The sequence below is a fragment of the Butyricicoccus sp. AF18-9LB genome (assembly GCF_027684505.1).
In the GTDB taxonomy this organism is placed as follows: domain Bacteria; phylum Bacillota; class Clostridia; order Oscillospirales; family Butyricicoccaceae; genus Agathobaculum; species Agathobaculum butyriciproducens.
Genome location: NZ_JAQCWA010000003.1, coordinates 17,113 through 36,432 on the forward strand (window position 1 = coordinate 17,113; position 19,320 = coordinate 36,432).

Genomic DNA, 19,320 nt, shown 5'->3' on the forward strand with positions numbered 1-19,320 from the left:
GATATAATAGATGTAATAGAAAGGTCGATATATAATGATTCAGCTTGCAATTCACGAGGCCATCAACGGCCGTGATTTGGACTACACCATCGCTCGTACAACAATGGAGGAAATGATGGACGGCACCGCGACTGACATCGAAATGGCAACCCTGCTGACGGCGCTCCGCATGAAGGGCGAAACCATCACCGAGATTACCGCCTGCGCCGAGGTCATGCGCGAAAAGGGCGCGCACATTGAGCCGAAGGGCGCGGTCATGGACCTTGTCGGTACCGGCGGTGACGAGGTTGGCTCGTTCAACATCTCCACGACCGCCGCGTTTGTGGCGGCGGCAGGCGGTGTGCCGGTTGCAAAGCACGGCAACCGGTCGGTTTCGTCCAAGTCGGGCGCGGCTGACGTGCTCGAGGAGCTGGGCGTTGTCCTTTCTCTGTCTCCCGAGCAGAACGAAAGGGTGCTGGCTGAAACGGGCATCTGCTTCCTGTTCGCACAGGGCTATCACAAGTCAATGAAGAACGTGGCTCCCGTCCGCAAGGGCATGGGCGAGCGAACCATCTTCAACGTGCTCGGCCCGCTGTCCAATCCGGCGCGCGCGACCATGCAGCTGCTCGGCGTGTATGACGAAAATCTGGTCATGCCGATGGCGCAGGTGCTCTCCAACCTCGGCGTAACGCGCGGCATGGTGGTCTGCGGCGGCGGCATGGATGAGGCGAGCCTGATTGGCAGGAACAAGGTCTGCGAAATCCGCGGCGGCAAGCTGACGCCGTATGAACTCGACCCGACCGAATACGGCCTGTCGCTCTGCACGGTGGACGAGCTGCGCGGCGGCTCGCCCAAGGCAAACGCACAGATCACCCGCGACATTCTTGCAGGCCGTGAGCAGGGCGCGAAGCGCGAGGAGATCCTGCTGAACGCCGGTATCGCGCTGTACCTCGGTCTGGACGGCCTGACGCTGGCGGACGGCATCAAAAAGGCCGCAGAGATCATCGACAGCGGCGCGGCGCTCGACAAGCTGAACCGGTTCGCGGCGGCAACGCAGGAGGCGGCAAAGGCATGATTCTCGACGAACTGGCGGCGCACGCCCGCGAGCGCGTCGCGGCGGACAAGGCGAAAATCCCGCTCGAGGACATGAAGGCGCAGGCGGAAGCACTCCCGAAGGACGATTTTCGGTTCGAGAAGGCGCTTGCCGGCAAGGACTGCGCGTTTATCTGCGAGGTCAAGAAGGCCAGTCCGTCCAAGGGTATTATCGACCCGGTGTTTGACTTTGCGTCCATCGCGCAAAGCTACGAGGACGCGGGCGCGGACTGTGTTTCGTGCCTGACCGAACCCAAGTGGTTCCTCGGCTCGGATGAGATTTTCAAGAAGGTTAGGGGAATCGTCACCAGACCGATGATCCGCAAGGATTTTACGGTGGACGAATATCAGATTTACCAGGCCAAAGTCCTCGGCGCGGACGCGGTGCTTCTCATTTGCACGCTGCTCGACACCGAAACCATACGCGGCTACATCGGCATTTGCGACAAACTCGGTCTCAGCGCTTTGGTGGAAACGCACGACGAGAAGGAAATGCAGTCCGCGGTTCGAGCGGGTGCGCGGCTGATCGGCGTGAACAACCGCAACCTCAAGGACTTCACGGTGGACCTCGGCAACGCGGCTCGTCTGCGCGAGGTCGCACCGGATGGTACGGTTTTCGTAGCCGAGAGCGGCGTTTCCTCTCCCGAGGATGCGGCGGCACTGCGAAAGACCGGCGCGGATGCCGTTCTGGTAGGCGAGTACCTCATGCGTGCCGCAGACAAGAAACAGGCGCTCGACGCACTCAGGGAGGCCGCAAAGTGAAGCTGAAATTCTGCGGACTGACCCGCAAAGCGGATATCGAAGCCGCAAACGAAGTAAAACCCGATTTCATCGGCTTTGTGTTCGCGGAGAGCCGCCGGCATGTATCGGATTTAGACGCGGCTCGGCTCAAGGAGCACCTCGACCCGCACATCAAGGCGGTCGGCGTGTTTGTGAACGACGAACCGGAGCATATTGCCGCGCTCGTGCGCGATGAGGTTATCGACATTATCCAGCTGCACGGCGGCGAGAGCCTGCATTATATAAACAAGCTGCGAAAGCTGACAAGCGCGCCCATCGTCTACGCCGTGCGAGTGGAGACCCACCGCGACATTGAGCAGGTGGACACCCTGCCGGTGGATTATCTGCTGCTGGATACCTATGTAAAGCACGCCTACGGCGGCAGCGGCAAAACCTTCGACTGGTCGCTGATCGGGCAGGTAAACCACCCGTATTTTCTCGCGGGCGGGCTGAATGAAACCAACGTCCAAAGAGCCGCACAGACCGGCGCGTATGCGCTCGACCTGTCCAGCGGCATTGAAACGGACGATGAAAAGGATATTGACAAGATGCGCCGCGTATCGGCGCTTGTGAAAGAAGCAAGCCAATGAGCAAGGGTCGTTTTGGCGTACACGGCGGTCAGTACATGCCGGAAACGCTGATGAACGCGGTTATCGAGCTGGAGGAAGCTTACAACCACTATAAGAACAATCCGGAATTCAACGCAGAGCTGACCGAGCTGCTGAACAACTACGCAGGCCGCCCGTCGCGCCTGTACTTTGCGGAGCACATGACAAATGACCTCGGCGGTGCGAAAATCTACCTCAAGCGTGAGGATTTGAACCACACGGGCGCCCATAAGATCAACAACGTGCTCGGTCAGGCGCTGCTGGCGAAAAAGATGGGCAAGACCCGTCTGATCGCAGAGACCGGCGCCGATCAGCACGGTGTTGCGACCGCGACCGCTGCCGCTCTCATGGGCAGGGACTGCGTGCCGCACGTCAAGGCGTACGTTAAGAGCATGAAGGACGCGGTACGCTCCGCAAACTAAACAAAAATGAGGGGAAAACGGTTGTTTCTCCCTCGTTTCATATTGATTATGGTGAAATGTTTTGCGTTGATTGTTCATGTTACCGCAGGGCGGGATGACCTCATCCCACCGTTTCCCAACCCGTTTGCACATTCGTAAATAAAAATGGAGAATGGTAAATCAAAAGGTTCATTCTCCATTCTCCATTTTCAATTAGTAATTGTCAGCCTTGAGTTCAAAGTAGGCTTTAGGATGTGCACAAACCGGACAGACCTCCGGCGCCTGTCTGCCAACCACGATATGTCCGCAGTTGGAGCACTGCCATACGCAGTCGCCGTCGCGGGAAAAGACCAGCTTGTCCTCGACATTCTTGAGCAGCCTGCGGTAGCGTTCCTCGTGCTCCTTCTCGATTGCGCCGACCATCTCAAACAGGTCTGCGATGTGGTCGAAGCCCTCCTCACGCGCCTCTTTGGCGAAGGTAGCGTACATGTCGGTCCACTCGTAGTTTTCGCCCTCTGCGGCAGCCTTGAGGTTGGCTGCGGTGTCATCAATGCCGCCGTTGAGCAGCTTGAACCAGATTTTCGCGTGCTCCTTCTCGTTTGCGGCGGTATCTTCGAAGATTTTCGCAATCTGCACATAGCCGTCCTTTTTCGCCTTGGAGGCAAAGAACGTGTACTTGTTGCGTGCCATAGATTCGCCTGCGAATGCGGTCTGCAGGTTTGCTTCGGTGCGGGTGCCCTTGAGTTCTGCCATAACAGTTATCCTTTCTCCACTTTTCTTATTCTTCCGGTCTCCCTTGACGGTCAGACCGTTCTGACTGCTCTTTTAGTCTTTCCTGCATGCGCTGCAAATACCCTCGAACAGAATTTCGTACCGATGCAGCTCCACGCCGGAGGAATCCTCCACGCGGTCGATGAGATCGGTGACAGGCGGCATAAATACATCAAAAACGCCGCCGCACTTGGTGCACCGCACATGATAATGCGGCTTGATGTTGAAATCAAAGTGATCGGCACCGGTCGGCACAGGCACGCGCAAAATCTCGCCCTGAGCTGCCAGCTGGTTCAGATTGCGGTAAACCGTGGCCTTGCTGATGGTCGGGTGCTGCGCCGCGATAAAGGCATAAATCGCATCTGCGGTAGGGTGGTTGTGCAGCTGATTCACTGCCTGCAATACAATCTGACGCTGAATGGTGTTTCTGGTCTGCATAAAATGCACCTCCTTTATTAGTATTACTTCTTAATTAAGAGTATATTGCAAATCCATATTTTTGTCAATCGGTAAGAAGCACTTTTTTGAATAATGTATGGGAAGAGATTTTGAAAAGATTGCAGGCGATACGGAGAGTATGATATTTTAAGGCAATACCGCATAATTGAACAAGAGTGATTTGCGAGTAAATTTTGCGTACTGACGAGGCACAGTTTTGCGGTAATACTTGATGTATTACCGTGAAACTGCAACAAAGTCAGAGCACAAAATTTCCGCAAAGCACCGCCGCTTTAATTGTGCGGTGTTGCCTTAATATAAACCGGGGAATGGAGATGGCAGTATGGATCGAGCGGAGTTAGAAAAATATATACGGAATAATTATGGTACAGAGCCGGATCATCCGTGGATAAAGCATCCGAATTATGGAGTGTTCCGCCATAGCAGTAATAAAAATGGTTTGCCGGGTGCGGATGAAAACAAAAACGAGCCGTGAATCACATGAAGATTCACGGCTCGTTTGTTATAGTACATAAAGAAACACCATCAGATAATGACAAACGCTGCCGACGATTACGAACAGGTGAAACAGCTCATGAAACCCGATCATTTTTCCTAAATTCGGCTTTTTGGCGATATAGATCACGCCGCCGACCGTATACGACAGACCTCCGGCAGCCAGCAGGGCAATGGCAGGCGCGGGCATGGACAGCACAACCCCGAAATCAAACGCGATTGCCCAGCCAAGCGCGAGGTACAGCGCGGTGCCGATGAGACGCGGCGCGTCAATCCACAGCAGCTTGATGGCAATGCCGGTTAGCGCAATCAGCCAGATCACGCCAAGAAAGATATAGCTGCGCGGCGCAGGCATGAATTTGAGAATAATCGGCGTATAGCTGCCCGCGATCAGCACATAGATCATGCTGTGGTCAAGTTTTTTCAGCCGCCGCAGGACGGCTTCGCCGCGGCCGGAGAAATGGTACACGCTGCTTGCGGAGTACAGCGCGATCAGCGACAGGCAGAACACCACGGCAGCCGCCGCCAGCGAGCCGGTGACGGACGAATCGAACAGCAGCCGCACGAGCAGCACGAACAGTCCGGCGCCGCTGAGCACCGCACCGATGAAATGAGAGTAACTGGAAAACGGCTCACGGGCCTTGAGAAATGCACGAGGCATACAAACTCCTCCTTTTGCTATGTAGAGTTAAAAACTATATCACATCTGTTATGATACCACATTTTCCGAAAATTGCAAGTGCTTTCTCCAAATTGTCACCATGAAAAAAGCACCGTCTTTGTTAATCAAAGACAGTGCTTCAGCTTGTCGAAAAAGCAATATTCGATTTTTATGCTTCGTGCGGCAGCACGCATTCAATCGAATTTGCTTTGCAAATTCATAAATTCCGGGAGCATGTATCTCGGAATTTATACAAGGGAAGAAAAAATGTGTCCGCAGGACGTGGTTTTTCTTCGAGATTCGCTCGAAAGCGTGGTTTCGAGCGAGAGGCTGTTCGGAAAACAAAGTTTTTCGACAGTCTCAAGCACCGTCTTTGTTAATCAAAGACAGTGCTTGGACAATCAGGTATACGATTTCGGAATTTTTATGGTTCTCTCCTGCGCGGGAAGGTGCCGGGCGACTTCCTGCCGGATTTTCTCATTCTTGATCATGGTCGGCATGTGCGCCCGCACGGTAATATCGTGCGAGGCGTTCGGGTTCGCCGGAAGAATATCGCTCAGTTTGGTGTCCATCGTGATGCGGTAACGCGGCAGATCGGTCAATCCGCGCCGGATAGACGCCGTTCCGGTGTTGGTCAGTACGCTGACCTGAATACCGTTTTTCTGCAGCAGCGGCTGCATCCACGCATCGCGCGCGCCGAACGGATATGCGAAAAACAGCACGTTTTTCTGGTTGGTATTTTGCGTGATGAGGTCGATGCTCTGCTTGAGGTCCTCGCCGACGCGCTTGTTATACGCCGCCTGCGACTCGCCCTTCAGCCGCTGGATGCCGTTGATGCCGTCCGGTGCGGTCAGTCCGCCGTACTGCGGGTTGTGCAGGTTGTAGGTGTGAGAGGCCAGCTCCACCAGACCGCTGTCGGCCATTTCGGCTGCCTCATCCCACTTGAGGAAAAAGCGATTCGCTTCCGTGTTGTCGTTTGCGCGGATGCTTTTGCCGATCAGTGCAATGACGGCTTTCATGCCGGTTTTCTGCAGAATCGGGTACGCAATATCGTAATTGGAGCGATAACCATCGTCAAAGGTGATCATGACCGGCCGCTCGGGCATGGCTTCCTTTCCGGCTCGGATGTCGATCAAATCCGCCGAGAGCAGCGGCGTGTAGCCGTTGTATTCCAGATATTCCATGTCCTCCTGAAACCGCTCGCCGGTGATGGTCATACTCGTCACGGCGGACGGGTCGTTCGTCAGATTGTGGTACATCAGAATCGGAACCTTCGAGGCAGTATTTGCCGCGCTGCAGCTGATACAGGATACAAAAAATGCACCTGTCAGTCCGAAAAGGACCAGGCGTTGCCAGAATTTTTTCATATGTAAGCCTCCTACCGCTTATTGTACGTTCAGTATACCATAATATAGTGGGTTTGTCGAGCGGCATAACTCTTGCGTGAAGCGCGCAAAAGGCTTATAATAATAGCATTGCAGACCGCACGGACAGACGAAAAATTGCGTGTTTCCGTTCAACATTGTAATTGTTAATATTTTGTAAAAGATGAGGTGAACGCCATGCCGCGGCTGGAGAAAACCATAGAAGCGGTCTTTGCCGACCGCGATATCATGCCCGACGAGGTGCCGCAGCTTGACCTGTATATGGATCAGGTGCTGACGCTGTTCGATCAGTGTTTATCAGGCAGCAAGCGCACGCCGGAGGACAAGCTGCTGACAAAAACCATGGTCAACAACTACGTCAAGGAAGGGCTTATGACGCCGGTGAAGGGCAAAAAATACACGCGCCAGCAGATCATGCAGCTGCTCTGCGTGTACCATTTGAAGCAGACGCTGCGCTTAAACGATGTGAAGGCGCTGACCGGTCGGGACGATGTGGACTTTGCGGCGTGCTACGAGCATCTGCTCGCGGACAAGAAGCGCATGCGCGAAGCCATTCCGCCGCTGCTGACCGCCCAGCTGCCCGCGACGCCGGATGACCCGGAGGAGCGGCTGTGCACATGCCTTGCGCTCAGCGAAATCGCAAATTATTTACGTCGGCTGTGCGAAAGCATGATCGACGATATCCCGCAGCAGACAGAAGGAGATTGAGACCCATGTCCATCGAAAAAGCAAAAGCGTATCTGCGTCAGTTCGGTGCAGAGGATCGCGTGATCGAATTCCCGGTGTCCAGCGCGACCGTGGAGCTGGCCGCCGAAGCTGCCCACTGCGAACCGGCACGCCTCGCAAAAACGCTGTCGTTCCGCACGAATGACGGCGTGATCCTCATCGTTGCGGCAGGTGACACCAAGATCGACAACCCGAAGTACAAGGCGCGGTTCGGCTGCAAGGCGCGGATGCTCGCGTTTGAGGAGGTCGAGCCGGAGATCGGTCATGCGGTCGGCGGCGTGTGCCCGTTCGGCGTGAACGACAGCGTAACGGTCTATCTCGATGAATCGCTCCGACGGTTCGAGACGGTATTCCCGGCGTGCGGCTCGTCCAACTCAGCCATCGAGGTCACCATCCCAGAACTGGAGAAATTCTCCGGTTTTAAGGCATGGGTGGACATCTGCAAGGGCTGGAGAGAGGCGTGAGCACGGTTGCCATCGGGCAGTTCAGCGCCAGGGAGGACAAAACTGCCAATCTCAGGGAAATAGAACGCTTTGCACAAACGGCAGCGGAAAATGGAGCGAAAATGCTGTTTTTACCGGAATACAGCATGTATTACGCAAAAGTGAACGTACGGTCGAAAAATATCGAGGCCGCAGAGCCGTGTGACGGCGCGTTCATTATTGCACTCGGTGAGCTTTGCCGGAGATACGGCCTGTGGATTGTCGCAGGCATGTACGAGCGCACGGACGGTCTGCCGTACAACACGATTGCGGTTCTTGACGACCGCGGCAGCCTGCGCGGAACGCACCGCAAGAACCGTTTGTACGATGCCTTCGGCTATCGGGAATCCGATGAGTGCCGGGCAGGGGACAAGTCGTTTTCGCCCATCGAGACACCTGCCGGAAAACTGGGCATCATTACCTGCTTCGAACTGCGGTTTCCGGCGCTTGCCGCCGAGCAGAAGGCGCGCGGCGCCGAGACGCTGTTCGTTCCGGCGGGCTGGGTGCAGGGCGAGAACAAGCTGCTGCACTGGCGCACCCTGCTGTGCGCGCGAGCCATCGAGAACGGCCTGACCGTGCTCAGCGCAGATCAGTATGCGCCCGGAAAATTTGTCGGGCACAGCATGGCGTTTCAGCCGGACGGCACCGCGCTCGGTGAACTCGGGGAAGAACAGGATTTGCTTATCGTGAAAATAAATTGATGAAAATTAACATGCGGTGAAAGGGGAGAGGGGATGAAGGCTGCAAAGTTTTTCAGCATCTGTGAAATCGTTTGCTTTGTCGGTCTGGCGCTGTCGTATGCAGGCGAATTTCTGTGCGCTTTTGTGGCGCAAGGAACGGATAAGGACATATTTCAGATGGGATTATTCCTGTTCTGGCTGCTTATTGGGCCGTTGGCAATCTGCAATCTGATTTGCGCTGCTGTGATGTACAGGCGGCTGTCCGACCCGGCGGTGCGGCAGACGCTGTGGCGCTGCATCATTGCAATGAAGTGCATCGCGATTCCAATGTTCCTGCTGAATTTCTTTTTCGGCATGATTTACGGCATGTTTACGCTGATTTTCCCGATGACGCTGCCGGTCGTGCTCTTACAAATGCTGGTTGCCTGGTTCGCTATGATGGCCTCGTCCGGCTACTGCATTGCGCTCATCCTGTATGCGCGAAAACAGGGTGCAATCGGCACCGGAACCGCAGTCCGGCAGGTCATTTCCCAGTTTATTTACGTTGTTGATGTTATCAGCCTGTTTTTCATTCGCAAGACGGTAAAAGAATGCGAAACGACACAATAAGTTCAAAAAAGGAGTATTATCATGCAGTTTGATCCTACATTGTATGTCATTACGGACAGCACCTACCACACGACCGAGACCCTGCTTCACGCGGTGGACGAGGCGTGCAGGGGCGGTGCAACGCTCATTCAGCTCCGCGAGAAGGATACCGGCGGACGCAGCTACCTTGAGCTGGCGCAGCAGGTCAAGTCTATCACCGACCGCTACAACGTGCCGCTCATCATCGACGACCGCGTGGATGTTGCCATTGCCTGCGACGCAGCCGGCGTGCACGTCGGCGCGAGCGACCTGCCGGTGGCGGTCTGCCGCAGTCTGCTCGGCCCGGATAAGATCGTCGGCGCGACCGCCAAGACGGTCGAAGCGGCCGTTGCCGCGTACAACGACGGCGCGGATTACCTTGGCACCGGCGCCATTTACCCGACGACCACCCACGTTACCACCAAGGTTACGCCGGTCTCCGTGCTGAACGATGTGTGCCGCGCGGTTCCGATTCCGGTGGTTGCCATCGGCGGCCTGAACGCGGATAACATGGACGTGCTGGCTGACAGCCCCATCAAGGGCATCGCCGTGGTCTCTGCCGTCATGAAGGCGGACGATCCGTGCGCGGCTGCCGCGTATATCAAGGAAAAGTTCCTGAAAATGATGAATAAGTAAGAAAAAGCTCCGAAACAGGCGTTTCGGAGCTTTCAGTTTGTTAAAAAAGTCGGTATTGAACCAATTTTATCATAACGCGCGGTAGCGCGCGTTAAATAGAATTTGCTTTGCAAATTCATAAAAACCGGGAGCGTGTATCTCGTTTTTTATACCTTAAGAGGGAAAAAGTTTCCGTATGGGAACTTTTGGACGACTTTGGAACGGCCTACGGTCCGTTCCTGCTTGTCGGCGAAACTGTAGTTTCGCGACAGCCTGAAAGCTCCGAAACAGGCGTTTCGGAGCTTTTCTTTTGCAGGTCAGTTGTTTGGCTCGATCGCGTAATCGTAGACCTCGTGTCCGCTTTCGAGCACCTTGCCGTCCACGGTGATGAGCACTGCGGTTGCGCCACGCGCCTGCGCGAACGTGTTGACCAGTGCGTAGATCTTGAGCGTTTCACCGGCGGTGCCGGAGGCGCGGATCGCCTCGCCGAAGGCGGCATTCATGTCGAGCGTGAGCGTGCCGTTCTCGAGCGACGAGGACTGCACCTTGACGCCCTCGGGCAGCGAGCCTGCGGCGATGAGCGCATCCACGAGCGACTGGTCGGAGTCGTCCTTCGCGTCTGCGCCGGTCGGCGTGAGTGTTTCACCCTGTTCATCCGGAACGTAGATCGTGACCGATTCCGTGCCGCTCGGATTGGGATTTTCCGGCTGTACGGCAGGTTCATTTGTCTTGGAATCGGACGGTTTGCCGGAATTGCTGTTGTTCGGCGTGGTCGGGTTCTCCGGCTTGGTAACAGCAGGCTTTTCCGGCTCATCGGCGGGCTTGCTGCGGACATATCCATATACACAGGCTGCGGCGACTACTGCAATGATCGCAATTACGGCTGTAATAACTTTTGAGCGTTTCATTGTAAACGCCTCCTTTCTTTTATAAGCCTATTGTATCAAGCCGGACGGGAAAATACAAGGGATATACCGTTAACAAACGGCGGCTTTTTGCCCCGGTCTGGGCGTCCTCTGTTTTTTGGCACCGATCCGTTGGGGTGCAGAAAAATTTCTCGAAAATTTTCAAAAAAGTTGACCATTCACGGTCAATTTTCGCCTCCATCCGGCATAGGGTTGAAGGAGGTGACGCAATGATGAACATTGCATTCAAACAGGCGCACAGCGGCAACTACCGCCGATCCGCACGCGGAAAGGAGGATATCTGCTATCTGGTGATTCACTTTACGGCGAACGACGGCGATACCGCAAAAAATAATGCGGATTACTTCGCTCGGGCGGAGATTTCGACCTCAGCGCACTATTTTGTGGACGAAAACGAGGTCTGGCAGTCGGTCCGCGACGCGGATATTGCATGGCACTGCGGCACGCGCGGCACCTATTTTCATCCGTACTGCCGCAACGCGAACAGTATCGGCATAGAGCTGTGCAGCCGCAAAAACGGCGAGAAATTCTACTTTATGCCCGAGACCGTGCGCCGAGCACAGACGCTTGTGCGAGGTTTGATGACAAAGTACGGTATTCCGCTCGAAAATGTTGTGCGCCACTACGATGTTACGCACAAAAACTGTCCTGCGCCGTTCGTCGAGAGCGCATCCGCGTGGACAGCATTCAAGCAGGGGTTACAGAAAAAGGAGGAACCTGACATGACCGAAGCCGAGGTAAAGAAGATCATCGAGAGCACCCGCAGGACGTACAACAGCGTTTCCGCCGTTCCCGCGTGGGCGAAGCCGACTGTCGAGAAGCTGACGCGCAAGGGCTGGCTGCTTGGCGATGAGCACGGAAAACTCGACCTGACCGAAGAGCTGCTCCGCACGCTGGTTATCAACGACCGCGCCGGCATCTACGGCGAATAAGCGCAAAAGAGGCTGCAAATTAAATTTACAGCCTCTTTTTGTTACTTTGTATTCTGATAGGTCAAACCCTTTTTTCGGATGATAAACAGCTGGATATAGTACGATGCCGCAAGGAATACCGCTGCGAATGTCCACGCGGCCGCGTCCGTGTAGAACAGACCGCGCTCGCCGATGACCTTGGTCAGCAGCAGCGATGCACCCACACGGCCTGCGAACTCGGTCAGACCGGAGAGCATGGGCGCGGTCGTAAAGCCCATGCCCTGCAGGGCCGAGCGGTAGGTGTGCAGCACATAGGCGGACAGCAAAAACGTGCTCATGACGACCAGATAATCGTACGCGACCGACAGCGCCTCGGCGGCGTTGGCAGCATCCGCGGAGATGAACAGCGCAACAACGTGACGGCCGAACAGGATCATGCCCGCCGCCAGCAGCGCGGAAAAGCTGAGCGCCAGCACAAGCGTCGAGCGGACACCCATCCGCACGCGGTCGAGCCGGTTTGCGCCCCAGTTCTGACCGGTGTAGGTCGAGGCGGCGTAGCCGAACGCGGACGCGGAGCAGTCCATCAGACCGTGCAGCTTGTTGGTCGCGGTGAAGCCCGCGAGGAACACAAAGCCGCAGGTGTTGATAACCGCCTGCATGATGATGCCGCTGATGACGATGACGAAATGCTGCAGCGCGAGCGGCAGACCAAGATGGCACAGCCGCCGGATCACACTGCCGTTCGGCTGCCAGTCCGGCTTTTCGACGGACACATCCGGGATTTTCCGCAGCGCATTGACGCAGTACGCGAATGCAAACAGCTGCGCGAGCAGCGTCGCGGCAGCAGCGCCCGGAATGCCCCAGCCGAAGCGGATAACGAACAGCAGATCGAGCACAATGTTCAGACATCCGGCGGTAAACATGGCAATAAGCGGACTTTTGCCGTCTCCGAGTGCGCGGAGGATCGCCGCTGCCATGTTGTATGCCATCGTGATGAGCGTGCCCGCATACATCATGGTTAAATAAATGTGCGCGCCGTCATAGATGTTCTCGGGCGTGTCCAGCAGGTGCAGCAGCCAGCCTGCCGAGGACACAAACACCACGGTCAGCAGGATGCCGACTGCCGCGCACAGCAGCACGGACATGGTGATAGCCTTGCGCAGTCCCTTCTTATCGTTTGAGCCGAAGGTCTGCGACACGAGCACGGAAAAGCCCTGCGTCATGGCCTGCACGGTCCACAGCACCAGCCAGTACAGCCAGTCGGTCGCGCCGAGTGCGGCCAGCGCCTCCACACCGACACCGCGCCCGACGATGGATGCGTCTGCGACGGTGTACAGCTGCTGACCGACATTTGTCAAAATCAGCGGTATGGCCAGTCCGAGAATGAGTTTTGTCGGACGGCCGACGGTCATATTTGTCTCTCTGCTCATACAATCTCCTTACTTTGCCAGTTCGTACATTGCCGCCGCGATGATTTCCACGTTCTGCAGCACGCGCTCGATCTCCATGTACTCGTCCGGCTTGTGCTCGCGCACCTCATCGCCGGGGAAGATCGGGCCAAATGCGACAAGGTTCGGCATGGACTTGGCATAGGTGCCGCCGCCGATGCTCTTGAGCTCGGCCTTCTCGCCGGTCTGCTCCTCATATACCTTGGACAGTCTGCGGATGAGTTCGCTTTCGGGCGGCATGTAAATGGCTGCCGCGTGGGTCAGCTCGGTTTCGGTAAAGCCGCCGAGCGTGAAGCCGCGCGACAGACGCGGGTATACGCGCTCGTATTGCAGGGTGACCGGGTAGCGCACCGAGAAAACGAGCGACAGCGTTTCCTGCTCAAATTTTGCCACGCCGAGGTTGAGCGTCAGCGGGCCGGACAGCTCATCGCGCATGGCGAGACCGAGGGACTCGCCGTGTACCTCCATGCCGATGCGCTCTGCCACAAATGCCATGCAGTCGCCAAGCTCGCCGGTCAGCGGCAGCTGATTGAGTGCCTGCGCCAGCCGTCCGATGGCATTTTCGCCCTGCTCCGGGGTCGAGCCGTGAACGGCAATGCCCTCGGCTTCCACGCGGATGCCGCCCTCGATCGGCGTGACGGTTACCTTGTCCGTGGAGATTTTGGCAGCCGCGTCCGCCGGGCACTGCAGCTCCGCCGCCGCATACGCGGGCGAGATGTTGGAGGCTGCGCCGCCCTCGAACTTTGTCAGGCGGTAATCGCCGGTCTGGTGCAGCTTTCGGCTGTAAGTGCCGTTGAGAATGCCCTTTTCGCCGTTGATGATCGGGTATTCGCCGTCCGGTGTGAAGCCGTACACCGGCAGTTCGCCGCCATGCGAAACGTACCACGACATATCGCCGCAGCCGGTTTCCTCGTTGGTGCCGAACAGCAGACGGATGCGCTTGGAGGGGGCAAATCCGGCATCCTTGAGCGCCGCCAGCGCGTAGATGGCCGCCACCATCGGGCCCTTGTCGTCCATCGTGCCGCGCCCGTAAATGCGGCCGTTTTTGATTTCGCCGGAAAACGGCTCGGTCTCGGTCCAGCCGTCGCCGGCGGGCACAACGTCCAGATGACCGAGCACAGCCACCATTTCCTCGCCCTCGCCGTACTCGCACCAGCCGACGCGGTCGTCCATATTGCCGGTCCGGAAGCCCAGCTTTTCGCAGAGCGCAAGCGTTTCGTGCAGCGCACGGGCAGGCTCACGGCCGAACGGCGCATGCTCCTCCGGCACGCCTTCTACGCTCGGGATGCGCACGAGCGCGGCAAGACTCTCCAGCAGTTCGTCCGCATGTGCGCGGATATAGGGTTTGCAGTTCATAATAAAAACCTCCTTAACAGGGTGGATTATTCATCGGATTGGGAGTGGTTGAGCACAAAATGGCTCTTTTTGTATGCGATAAGTCCGTCGCGCTGCATACGGCTCAGCTCGGCGGACAGCGCACTGCGGTCCACGCCGAGGTAGTCGGCAAGCTGCTGACGGTCGAACGGAATGTCGAACGTGTCCGAGCCGTGCTGCACCGCCTGTGCGGACAGGTACGACAGCAGCTTGCCGCGCATGGATTTCGGGCTTGTGTGGAAGATTTTTCGCGTCAAAAGCAGGTTTTTCTGCGCGGTGACGTCCAAAAGATTGCGTAAAAGCACACTGTGCGCGCTGTCCTGCGCGGCAGAGGAGAGCAGTATTTCGCTCGGCAGGAACAGCACCTCGGACGGCTCGTCCGCTACCGCGGAGACCATCATGGGCGTGCCGGGGACGCAGGCGTACGTTTCAGCGAATACCGAACCGGGCGTAATGCGATCGAGCAGTGTCTTGTGGCCCCATGCGTCGCAGCGCTCGATATTCACGCCGCCCGAGAGCAGAATACACAGCGCATGCGCGGTATCGCCAACGCGGTAAATCGGCTGAAATTTGTCAAATTCACGCGTGCAGGCGTGCAGACGGCGCAAAAGCGGGGATAATTCTGCGGTTTCAATGCCGCGGAACAGGCCGCAGCGCGCAAGGATGGACAGGTTCATATTTCCTCCTGTTTTGTTGTAGGGACAACATACTTTGCCTTCTCAGTATAGTAAGATATGAGCGTAAAGTCAAGCGGGGGACACGAACCGCGCAGGCGTGTTCGCCCGAACGGGGCGGCAGCTTTTTCAGCACCGGCTGACCGGGGTGCGCGAACTGCGTTAGCGTGTTCGCCCTGTCCGGGCGGCACCTTTCTCTGCACCGACTGACCGGGGCATACGAACTGCGTCAGCGTATTCGCCTCTAACGGGCGGGGTGTTTTTCGCTGAACCTCAGCGGGGGATTCGCCGCCTGCGGGCGGCGGGAGAGCGCGGCGCCCGCCGCGGGGACGACGCCGTACCCACGGCGGTGGGCAAAAAGGAAGGACAACCTGCGGTTTTCCTTCCTCTTTGAACTCCTACCTTTCCCTTGGATAGTCTGGCGCAGATTGCCGACATGTGACCGCTCCGAAAAAGGAGAACGGCAGTCGGGTTACCGTTGCGTGTCTTTCTCCGCCTTTTCGCAGTTCACAGATAGCATACTGCTACACATACGGTTAAATCTGCGCAGGCGCGACATACCCGTGTCGCGCAACTCTTTGGCACGTTGTAACGCACGGCATCTGCGAATTTAGACGTTTGGTACAATTTATCCTCGTAGGTGCTGTCTATCATAACGCGCTCACGAATTGCGCGGCACTGTCATGCCGCGCCTGCTGGAAGTAGCCGACCTGTGTAGCAGAACGGTATCTGACCCTGCGAACAGGTTGCGAAAGACACGGAAGAAAAAATCCTCTGCCGTTCCCTTATTTCGCAGCGGTCACATGTCGGCAATCTGCGCCAGACTTTCCAAGGGAAAGGGGTGATCCACAAGAGGGTGGAAACCGCAGGTGTCTACCCTCTTGTGCCCCCGCCGGGTAGGCGGCCCCAGCGGAACCATCTCAAAACAAGAAACCGGATATATAAGGAGAAAACACTATGATTCGCAAAATTATCGAAATCGACAAAGAAAAATGCAACGGCTGCGGCCTGTGCGCCCACGCCTGCCACGAGGGCGCTATCGGCATGGTGGACGGCAAGGCCACTCTGCTCCGCGACGACTACTGCGACGGCCTCGGCAACTGCCTGCCGGTCTGTCCGACCGGCGCCATCTCGTTCGTCGAGCGCGAAGCCGCCGCTTATGACGAAGCCGCTGTGCAGGCCAATATGCAGGCAAAATCTCAGCCGCACACCGGATGCCCGGGCAGCATGGCGCGGAGCATTGAACACGCCCCGGTCAATCAGCCGACCTCGTTCATTCCGATGCCGAGCCAGCTGCGCCAGTGGCCGGTGCAGATTAAGCTCGTGCCGGTGAATGCGCCTTATTTTGACGGCGCAAACCTGCTCATCGCGGCAGACTGCACCGCTTACGCGTACGCAAATTTCCATCAGGATTTTATCCGGGGGAAGGTAACGCTCGTCGGCTGTCCCAAGCTGGATGATGTGGATTACAGCGAGAAGCTGACCGAAATCCTCCGTCAGAACAACATCAAAAGCGTAACCGTTGTCCGCATGGAGGTGCCGTGCTGCGGCGGACTGGAATATGCCGTCCGCACTGCGCTGCAGAACTGCGGCAAGCTGCTGCCGTGGCAGGTGAAGACCATTTCCATCAAGGGCGAACTGCTGGACGATTGACCGATTTCTGTCGATTTCACTGATTTGCATTTGCAATTTTCGTTCAAAACGTGTAAAATAAAAAGGTAACACCGCAGTCAAATTGTGTGGTGGTGCCTTTGGAATGACACCGCGCAACGCGGTATGTAGGAGCGAAAATTCATGGCAGTCACTTTGGCAGAGATCGCTGCGCTGGCGGGCGTTTCCCGCGGCACGGTGGATCGGGCACTTAACGACAGAGGACGCGTCGATCCCAAGGTTGCGGCACGCGTGCGCCGCATTGCGGCAGAGCGAGGCTACCGCCCGAACCGTGCGGGACGCATGCTGGCACGCGCGAAAAACCCGATCAGGATCGGCGTGATCGTCCAGTCGGTCGAGACCATGTTCATGCACACGGTATTTGAGGAGATCGAACGCGCATCGGCGCACTTTACCACCACCGGCGCAGAGGTTCTCGTGCGGCCGCTTGAGGGCATCGACGCACAGCAGCAGCTGGACGTGATCGACGAGCTGCTCGAGGCAGGCGTGCAGGGCATCGCGCTTTCTCCGGCGGAGGACGAGCGGATACGCGCCCGTATTCAGGAGCTGTCCGGGCGCATGCCGGTCGTTACCTTCAACTCGGATCTGCCGGACTCGGGCCGCCTGTGCTATGTCGGCGTGGACAATTTCGCGTGCGGACGCATGAGCGCCGGTCTGATGGACCTGCTGCTCGCCGGTCACGGGGAAGTCCTGTTGGTTGCCGGTCAGGAAAACAACTGGTCACATCAGCAGCGTGTGGACGGCTTTCAGACCGAGGCTGCCGCAAATTTCCCCGGTTTGAGCCTGCTGCCGCCGCAGACCTGCGGTGACGATCAGCAGCTGGCGCATGATATTGTGTGCCGCGCCGTGAAGGAGCATCCGTCGCTGCGCGGTGTGTACGTTTCGGTAAACGGTCAGCTCGGCGCGTGCGACGCGCTGCGTGAACTGGGTTTACAGGGCAAGGTGCACCTGATCTGCCACGACTTGATTCCGGCAAATGCGGAGAATGTCCGCCGCGGACTCATCGACTTCCTGATCGATCAGGATGCCGCCCTGCAGGGGGCACGTCCGATCGAACTGCTCATGGACTACCTGCTGGCAGGCGAAAAGCCGGAGACCGACCGCATTCTTGCGTGCATTGATATCCGCAACCGCTACAACGTGTGAGGTGCGCGATGAAAGAGGTTTTGCGGCTCGATCACGGCGTTTTGACGCATTTTCCGGCACCGGCCGGATGGAATAAGCCTGCGCTCATCCTGTGCCCGGGCGGCGGCTACGAATACTGCTCCATTCGGGAGGGCGCACCGGTCGCGCGTGCATTCGCGCGGGACGGCGTGGAAGCGTTCGTGCTCGAGTACGACTGCACGGAGGTGCCGCTTGGCGTAAAGCCGCTGCACACGCTGTCCGCGTCTGTCGCCTGGGTGAGAGAACATGCGGCACAGCTCGGCATCGCGGCAGACCGCATTGCGGTCGGCGGATTTTCGGCGGGTGCCCATCTGGCAGGACTGCTGGCGGCGACGTGGCACGACGCAGACTGGTTTCCCGAGGGCACGGATTTGCAGGCGCACCGACCGAATGCGGCGGTGTTGTGCTATCCGGTGGTCTCGGCGGGAGTGCATGCGCATCGCGGCAGCTTTGTGCGTCTGGCAGGTGAAAATGATGCGGAACAGCAGAGGTTTTCGCTCGAAACGCTGGTTTCCGCGCACATACCGCGCACGTTTTTGTGGCACACCCTGACGGACGCGACCGTTCCGGTCGAGAACACACTGCTGCTCGAGGCGGCTTTGCGCCGAGAGAACATCAGCCACGAGCTGCACCTGTTCCCGTACGGCGTGCACGGACTCGCGCTCGCGGACTTGGAGACAGCCGACCCGATGAAAGGGCGCGTGCCCGACCGACATATCAACCGCTGGCAGGCGCTCTGCGCGGAATGGCTGAAGGAGGAATAACAATGCAGATTCGACACGCCCGGCCGGAGGATCTTCCGGCGATGCAGGAAATTTTTGCGGACGCGCGGGCATTTATGCGCGAAAACGGCAATCCCGATCAGTGGGGAGACAAGTTTCCGACGCTGGAAATGCTGGACAAGGATCTTGCACTGCACCGCAGCTATGTCTGCGAGGACAACGGCAAAATCGCAGCGACCTTTGCGTTTACGACCGACGGCGAGCCGACCTATCGCGTCATTCGCGGCGGCGCCTGGCTGGACGATGCGCCGTACGGCGTTGTCCACCGTATCGCGGCGGCAAAGGGCACGCACGGCGCGGCTTCGTTCTGCATGAACTGGTGCATGGAGCAGTGCGGCAACATCCGCATCGACACGCACGAGAACAACAAGCCCATGCAGGGTCTGCTGAACAAGCTCGGCTATACCTATTGCGGTGTCATTGAACTGGAAAACGGGCGCGGAGAACGTCTGGCGTTCCAGAAACGAGTAGAAAAGTAAGTAAGAAACAGCAAACGGCATACCGGAGAGAATCTCCCGGTGTGCCGTTTTTTTATTTCCGGACTTTGATAAAATTAAAGATTGACTTTAATATAATTTAATATTATAATGAAGTTACAATGAAAGGAAG

Annotated in this window: 23 protein-coding genes; 15 read left to right on the forward strand and 8 right to left on the reverse strand. The window is 57.1% G+C overall.

Translation table 11 applies throughout. The features are described 5' to 3' along the window. Nucleotides 1-34: 34 nt before the first annotated feature. From trpD to PGY33_RS03195, 4 genes are read left to right on the forward strand one after another with little or no spacing between them, the layout of a single operon-like run. Nucleotides 35-1,054 carry an anthranilate phosphoribosyltransferase gene (trpD, locus tag PGY33_RS03180; RefSeq protein WP_118478538.1) on the forward strand — a complete coding sequence of 340 codons (1,020 nt, stop codon included), beginning with the start codon at nucleotides 35-37 and terminating at the stop codon, nucleotides 1,052-1,054. Continuing rightward, nucleotides 1,051-1,833: an indole-3-glycerol phosphate synthase TrpC gene (gene trpC / locus PGY33_RS03185; RefSeq protein WP_118478540.1), complete on the forward strand. Its 783-nt coding sequence runs from the start codon at nucleotides 1,051-1,053 to the stop codon at nucleotides 1,831-1,833. The genes trpD and trpC overlap by 4 nt, the downstream gene beginning before the upstream one ends. Further along, nucleotides 1,830-2,441: a phosphoribosylanthranilate isomerase gene (locus PGY33_RS03190; RefSeq protein ID WP_118478542.1), complete on the forward strand. Its 612-nt coding sequence runs from the start codon at nucleotides 1,830-1,832 to the stop codon at nucleotides 2,439-2,441. The genes trpC and PGY33_RS03190 overlap by 4 nt, the downstream gene beginning before the upstream one ends. Then, entirely contained in the window at nucleotides 2,438-2,881 is a 444-nt protein-coding gene (locus PGY33_RS03195) for a pyridoxal-phosphate dependent enzyme (protein ID WP_442861211.1), read from the forward strand. Before PGY33_RS03190 ends, PGY33_RS03195 begins: the two co-directional genes overlap by 4 nt. A gap of 192 nt (nucleotides 2,882-3,073) precedes the next feature. On the opposite strand, the gene rbr is transcribed toward PGY33_RS03195, so the two are convergent. Beyond that, nucleotides 3,074-3,613, reverse strand: coding sequence for a rubrerythrin (gene rbr / locus PGY33_RS03200; protein WP_118478544.1), 540 nt, complete (start codon nucleotides 3,611-3,613; stop codon nucleotides 3,074-3,076). 72 nt (nucleotides 3,614-3,685) lie between these two features. Beyond that, nucleotides 3,686-4,069, reverse strand: coding sequence for a Fur family transcriptional regulator (locus PGY33_RS03205; protein ID WP_118360766.1), 384 nt, complete (start codon nucleotides 4,067-4,069; stop codon nucleotides 3,686-3,688). A 343-nt stretch (nucleotides 4,070-4,412) separates the two neighbouring features. Between PGY33_RS03205 and PGY33_RS03210 the strand changes: the two genes are divergently transcribed. Beyond that, the gene (locus tag PGY33_RS03210; RefSeq protein WP_158575059.1) at nucleotides 4,413-4,565 is read left to right on the forward strand and encodes a hypothetical protein; all 153 of its coding nucleotides are present in this window, start codon (nucleotides 4,413-4,415) and stop codon (nucleotides 4,563-4,565) included. A 27-nt stretch (nucleotides 4,566-4,592) separates the two neighbouring features. On the opposite strand, the gene trhA is transcribed toward PGY33_RS03210, so the two are convergent. After that, entirely contained in the window at nucleotides 4,593-5,246 is a 654-nt protein-coding gene (trhA, locus tag PGY33_RS03215) for a PAQR family membrane homeostasis protein TrhA (protein ID WP_117492125.1), read from the reverse strand. A 401-nt stretch (nucleotides 5,247-5,647) separates the two neighbouring features. Next, on the reverse strand, nucleotides 5,648-6,613 hold the full coding sequence (locus PGY33_RS03220; protein ID WP_270477328.1) for a polysaccharide deacetylase family protein: 966 nt from the start codon (nucleotides 6,611-6,613) through the stop codon (nucleotides 5,648-5,650). A 195-nt stretch (nucleotides 6,614-6,808) separates the two neighbouring features. Here PGY33_RS03220 and PGY33_RS03225 point away from each other — a divergent pair, with 195 nt between their 5' ends. The 5 genes from PGY33_RS03225 to thiE are packed head-to-tail and all read left to right on the forward strand — an operon-like array spanning nucleotide 6,809 to nucleotide 9,782. Beyond that, nucleotides 6,809-7,339 carry a DUF1836 domain-containing protein gene (locus PGY33_RS03225; protein ID WP_270477330.1) on the forward strand — a complete coding sequence of 177 codons (531 nt, stop codon included), beginning with the start codon at nucleotides 6,809-6,811 and terminating at the stop codon, nucleotides 7,337-7,339. Between the two features lie 5 nt (nucleotides 7,340-7,344). After that, entirely contained in the window at nucleotides 7,345-7,821 is a 477-nt protein-coding gene (locus tag PGY33_RS03230; protein ID WP_270477332.1) for a YbaK/EbsC family protein, read from the forward strand. Continuing rightward, on the forward strand, nucleotides 7,785-8,540 hold the full coding sequence (locus PGY33_RS03235; protein ID WP_270477334.1) for a nitrilase-related carbon-nitrogen hydrolase: 756 nt from the start codon (nucleotides 7,785-7,787) through the stop codon (nucleotides 8,538-8,540). The genes PGY33_RS03230 and PGY33_RS03235 overlap by 37 nt, the downstream gene beginning before the upstream one ends. Nucleotides 8,541-8,573: 33 nt before the next feature. Then, complete coding sequence (locus PGY33_RS03240; protein ID WP_270477335.1) at nucleotides 8,574-9,128, forward strand: DUF6652 family protein; 555 nt, start codon at nucleotides 8,574-8,576, stop codon at nucleotides 9,126-9,128. 21 nt (nucleotides 9,129-9,149) lie between these two features. Next, complete coding sequence (gene thiE, locus PGY33_RS03245) at nucleotides 9,150-9,782, forward strand: thiamine phosphate synthase (RefSeq protein ID WP_270477336.1); 633 nt, start codon at nucleotides 9,150-9,152, stop codon at nucleotides 9,780-9,782. Between the two features lie 296 nt (nucleotides 9,783-10,078). Here the strand turns inward: thiE and PGY33_RS03250 are convergent, their stop codons facing one another. Continuing rightward, nucleotides 10,079-10,669, reverse strand: a complete 591-nt coding sequence (locus PGY33_RS03250) for a GerMN domain-containing protein (protein ID WP_118478556.1) — start codon at nucleotides 10,667-10,669, stop codon at nucleotides 10,079-10,081. A gap of 227 nt (nucleotides 10,670-10,896) precedes the next feature. On the opposite strand from PGY33_RS03250, the gene PGY33_RS03255 reads away from it, so the two are divergent. After that, nucleotides 10,897-11,619: a peptidoglycan recognition protein family protein gene (locus tag PGY33_RS03255; RefSeq protein ID WP_270477339.1), complete on the forward strand. Its 723-nt coding sequence runs from the start codon at nucleotides 10,897-10,899 to the stop codon at nucleotides 11,617-11,619. A 41-nt stretch (nucleotides 11,620-11,660) separates the two neighbouring features. Here the strand turns inward: PGY33_RS03255 and PGY33_RS03260 are convergent, their stop codons facing one another. From PGY33_RS03260 to PGY33_RS03270, 3 genes are read right to left on the reverse strand one after another with little or no spacing between them, the layout of a single operon-like run. After that, the gene (locus tag PGY33_RS03260; RefSeq protein ID WP_270477342.1) at nucleotides 11,661-13,028 is read right to left on the reverse strand and encodes an MATE family efflux transporter; all 1,368 of its coding nucleotides are present in this window, start codon (nucleotides 13,026-13,028) and stop codon (nucleotides 11,661-11,663) included. A 9-nt stretch (nucleotides 13,029-13,037) separates the two neighbouring features. Further along, nucleotides 13,038-14,402, reverse strand: a complete 1,365-nt coding sequence (gene pepV, locus PGY33_RS03265) for a dipeptidase PepV (RefSeq protein WP_270477346.1) — start codon at nucleotides 14,400-14,402, stop codon at nucleotides 13,038-13,040. A 26-nt stretch (nucleotides 14,403-14,428) separates the two neighbouring features. Next, on the reverse strand, nucleotides 14,429-15,097 hold the full coding sequence (locus tag PGY33_RS03270; protein ID WP_270477347.1) for a Crp/Fnr family transcriptional regulator: 669 nt from the start codon (nucleotides 15,095-15,097) through the stop codon (nucleotides 14,429-14,431). 954 nt (nucleotides 15,098-16,051) lie between these two features. Here PGY33_RS03270 and PGY33_RS03275 point away from each other — a divergent pair. From PGY33_RS03275 to PGY33_RS03290, 4 genes are all read left to right on the forward strand, one after another. Next, nucleotides 16,052-16,747 (forward strand): 4Fe-4S binding protein, encoded by a 696-nt coding sequence (locus PGY33_RS03275; protein ID WP_117555249.1) that lies wholly within the window; start codon nucleotides 16,052-16,054, stop codon nucleotides 16,745-16,747. A 141-nt stretch (nucleotides 16,748-16,888) separates the two neighbouring features. Beyond that, nucleotides 16,889-17,911 carry a LacI family DNA-binding transcriptional regulator gene (locus PGY33_RS03280; RefSeq protein ID WP_188885664.1) on the forward strand — a complete coding sequence of 341 codons (1,023 nt, stop codon included), beginning with the start codon at nucleotides 16,889-16,891 and terminating at the stop codon, nucleotides 17,909-17,911. An 8-nt stretch (nucleotides 17,912-17,919) separates the two neighbouring features. Continuing rightward, nucleotides 17,920-18,693 (forward strand): alpha/beta hydrolase, encoded by a 774-nt coding sequence (locus tag PGY33_RS03285; RefSeq protein ID WP_270477351.1) that lies wholly within the window; start codon nucleotides 17,920-17,922, stop codon nucleotides 18,691-18,693. 2 nt (nucleotides 18,694-18,695) lie between these two features. After that, nucleotides 18,696-19,190, forward strand: a complete 495-nt coding sequence (locus PGY33_RS03290; protein WP_270477353.1) for a GNAT family N-acetyltransferase — start codon at nucleotides 18,696-18,698, stop codon at nucleotides 19,188-19,190. Nucleotides 19,191-19,320 lie beyond the last annotated feature (130 nt).

Coding starts and splice junctions, on each gene's coding strand:
- trpD (WP_118478538.1), top strand. CDS start 35: ATGATTCAGCTTGCAATTCACGAGGCCATCAACGGCCGTGATTTGGAC.
- trpC (WP_118478540.1), top strand. CDS start 1,051: ATGATTCTCGACGAACTGGCGGCGCACGCCCGCGAGCGCGTCGCGGCG.
- PGY33_RS03195 (WP_442861211.1), top strand. CDS start 2,438: ATGAGCAAGGGTCGTTTTGGCGTACACGGCGGTCAGTACATGCCGGAA.
- rbr (WP_118478544.1), bottom strand. CDS start 3,613: ATGGCAGAACTCAAGGGCACCCGCACCGAAGCAAACCTGCAGACCGCA.
- PGY33_RS03205 (WP_118360766.1), bottom strand. CDS start 4,069: ATGCAGACCAGAAACACCATTCAGCGTCAGATTGTATTGCAGGCAGTG.
- PGY33_RS03210 (WP_158575059.1), top strand. CDS start 4,413: ATGGATCGAGCGGAGTTAGAAAAATATATACGGAATAATTATGGTACA.
- trhA (WP_117492125.1), bottom strand. CDS start 5,246: ATGCCTCGTGCATTTCTCAAGGCCCGTGAGCCGTTTTCCAGTTACTCT.
- PGY33_RS03220 (WP_270477328.1), bottom strand. CDS start 6,613: ATGAAAAAATTCTGGCAACGCCTGGTCCTTTTCGGACTGACAGGTGCA.
- PGY33_RS03225 (WP_270477330.1), top strand. CDS start 6,809: ATGCCGCGGCTGGAGAAAACCATAGAAGCGGTCTTTGCCGACCGCGAT.
- PGY33_RS03230 (WP_270477332.1), top strand. CDS start 7,345: ATGTCCATCGAAAAAGCAAAAGCGTATCTGCGTCAGTTCGGTGCAGAG.
- PGY33_RS03235 (WP_270477334.1), top strand. CDS start 7,785: ATGGGTGGACATCTGCAAGGGCTGGAGAGAGGCGTGAGCACGGTTGCC.
- PGY33_RS03240 (WP_270477335.1), top strand. CDS start 8,574: ATGAAGGCTGCAAAGTTTTTCAGCATCTGTGAAATCGTTTGCTTTGTC.
- thiE (WP_270477336.1), top strand. CDS start 9,150: ATGCAGTTTGATCCTACATTGTATGTCATTACGGACAGCACCTACCAC.
- PGY33_RS03250 (WP_118478556.1), bottom strand. CDS start 10,669: ATGAAACGCTCAAAAGTTATTACAGCCGTAATTGCGATCATTGCAGTA.
- PGY33_RS03255 (WP_270477339.1), top strand. CDS start 10,897: ATGATGAACATTGCATTCAAACAGGCGCACAGCGGCAACTACCGCCGA.
- PGY33_RS03260 (WP_270477342.1), bottom strand. CDS start 13,028: ATGAGCAGAGAGACAAATATGACCGTCGGCCGTCCGACAAAACTCATT.
- pepV (WP_270477346.1), bottom strand. CDS start 14,402: ATGAACTGCAAACCCTATATCCGCGCACATGCGGACGAACTGCTGGAG.
- PGY33_RS03270 (WP_270477347.1), bottom strand. CDS start 15,097: ATGAACCTGTCCATCCTTGCGCGCTGCGGCCTGTTCCGCGGCATTGAA.
- PGY33_RS03275 (WP_117555249.1), top strand. CDS start 16,052: ATGATTCGCAAAATTATCGAAATCGACAAAGAAAAATGCAACGGCTGC.
- PGY33_RS03280 (WP_188885664.1), top strand. CDS start 16,889: ATGGCAGTCACTTTGGCAGAGATCGCTGCGCTGGCGGGCGTTTCCCGC.
- PGY33_RS03285 (WP_270477351.1), top strand. CDS start 17,920: ATGAAAGAGGTTTTGCGGCTCGATCACGGCGTTTTGACGCATTTTCCG.
- PGY33_RS03290 (WP_270477353.1), top strand. CDS start 18,696: ATGCAGATTCGACACGCCCGGCCGGAGGATCTTCCGGCGATGCAGGAA.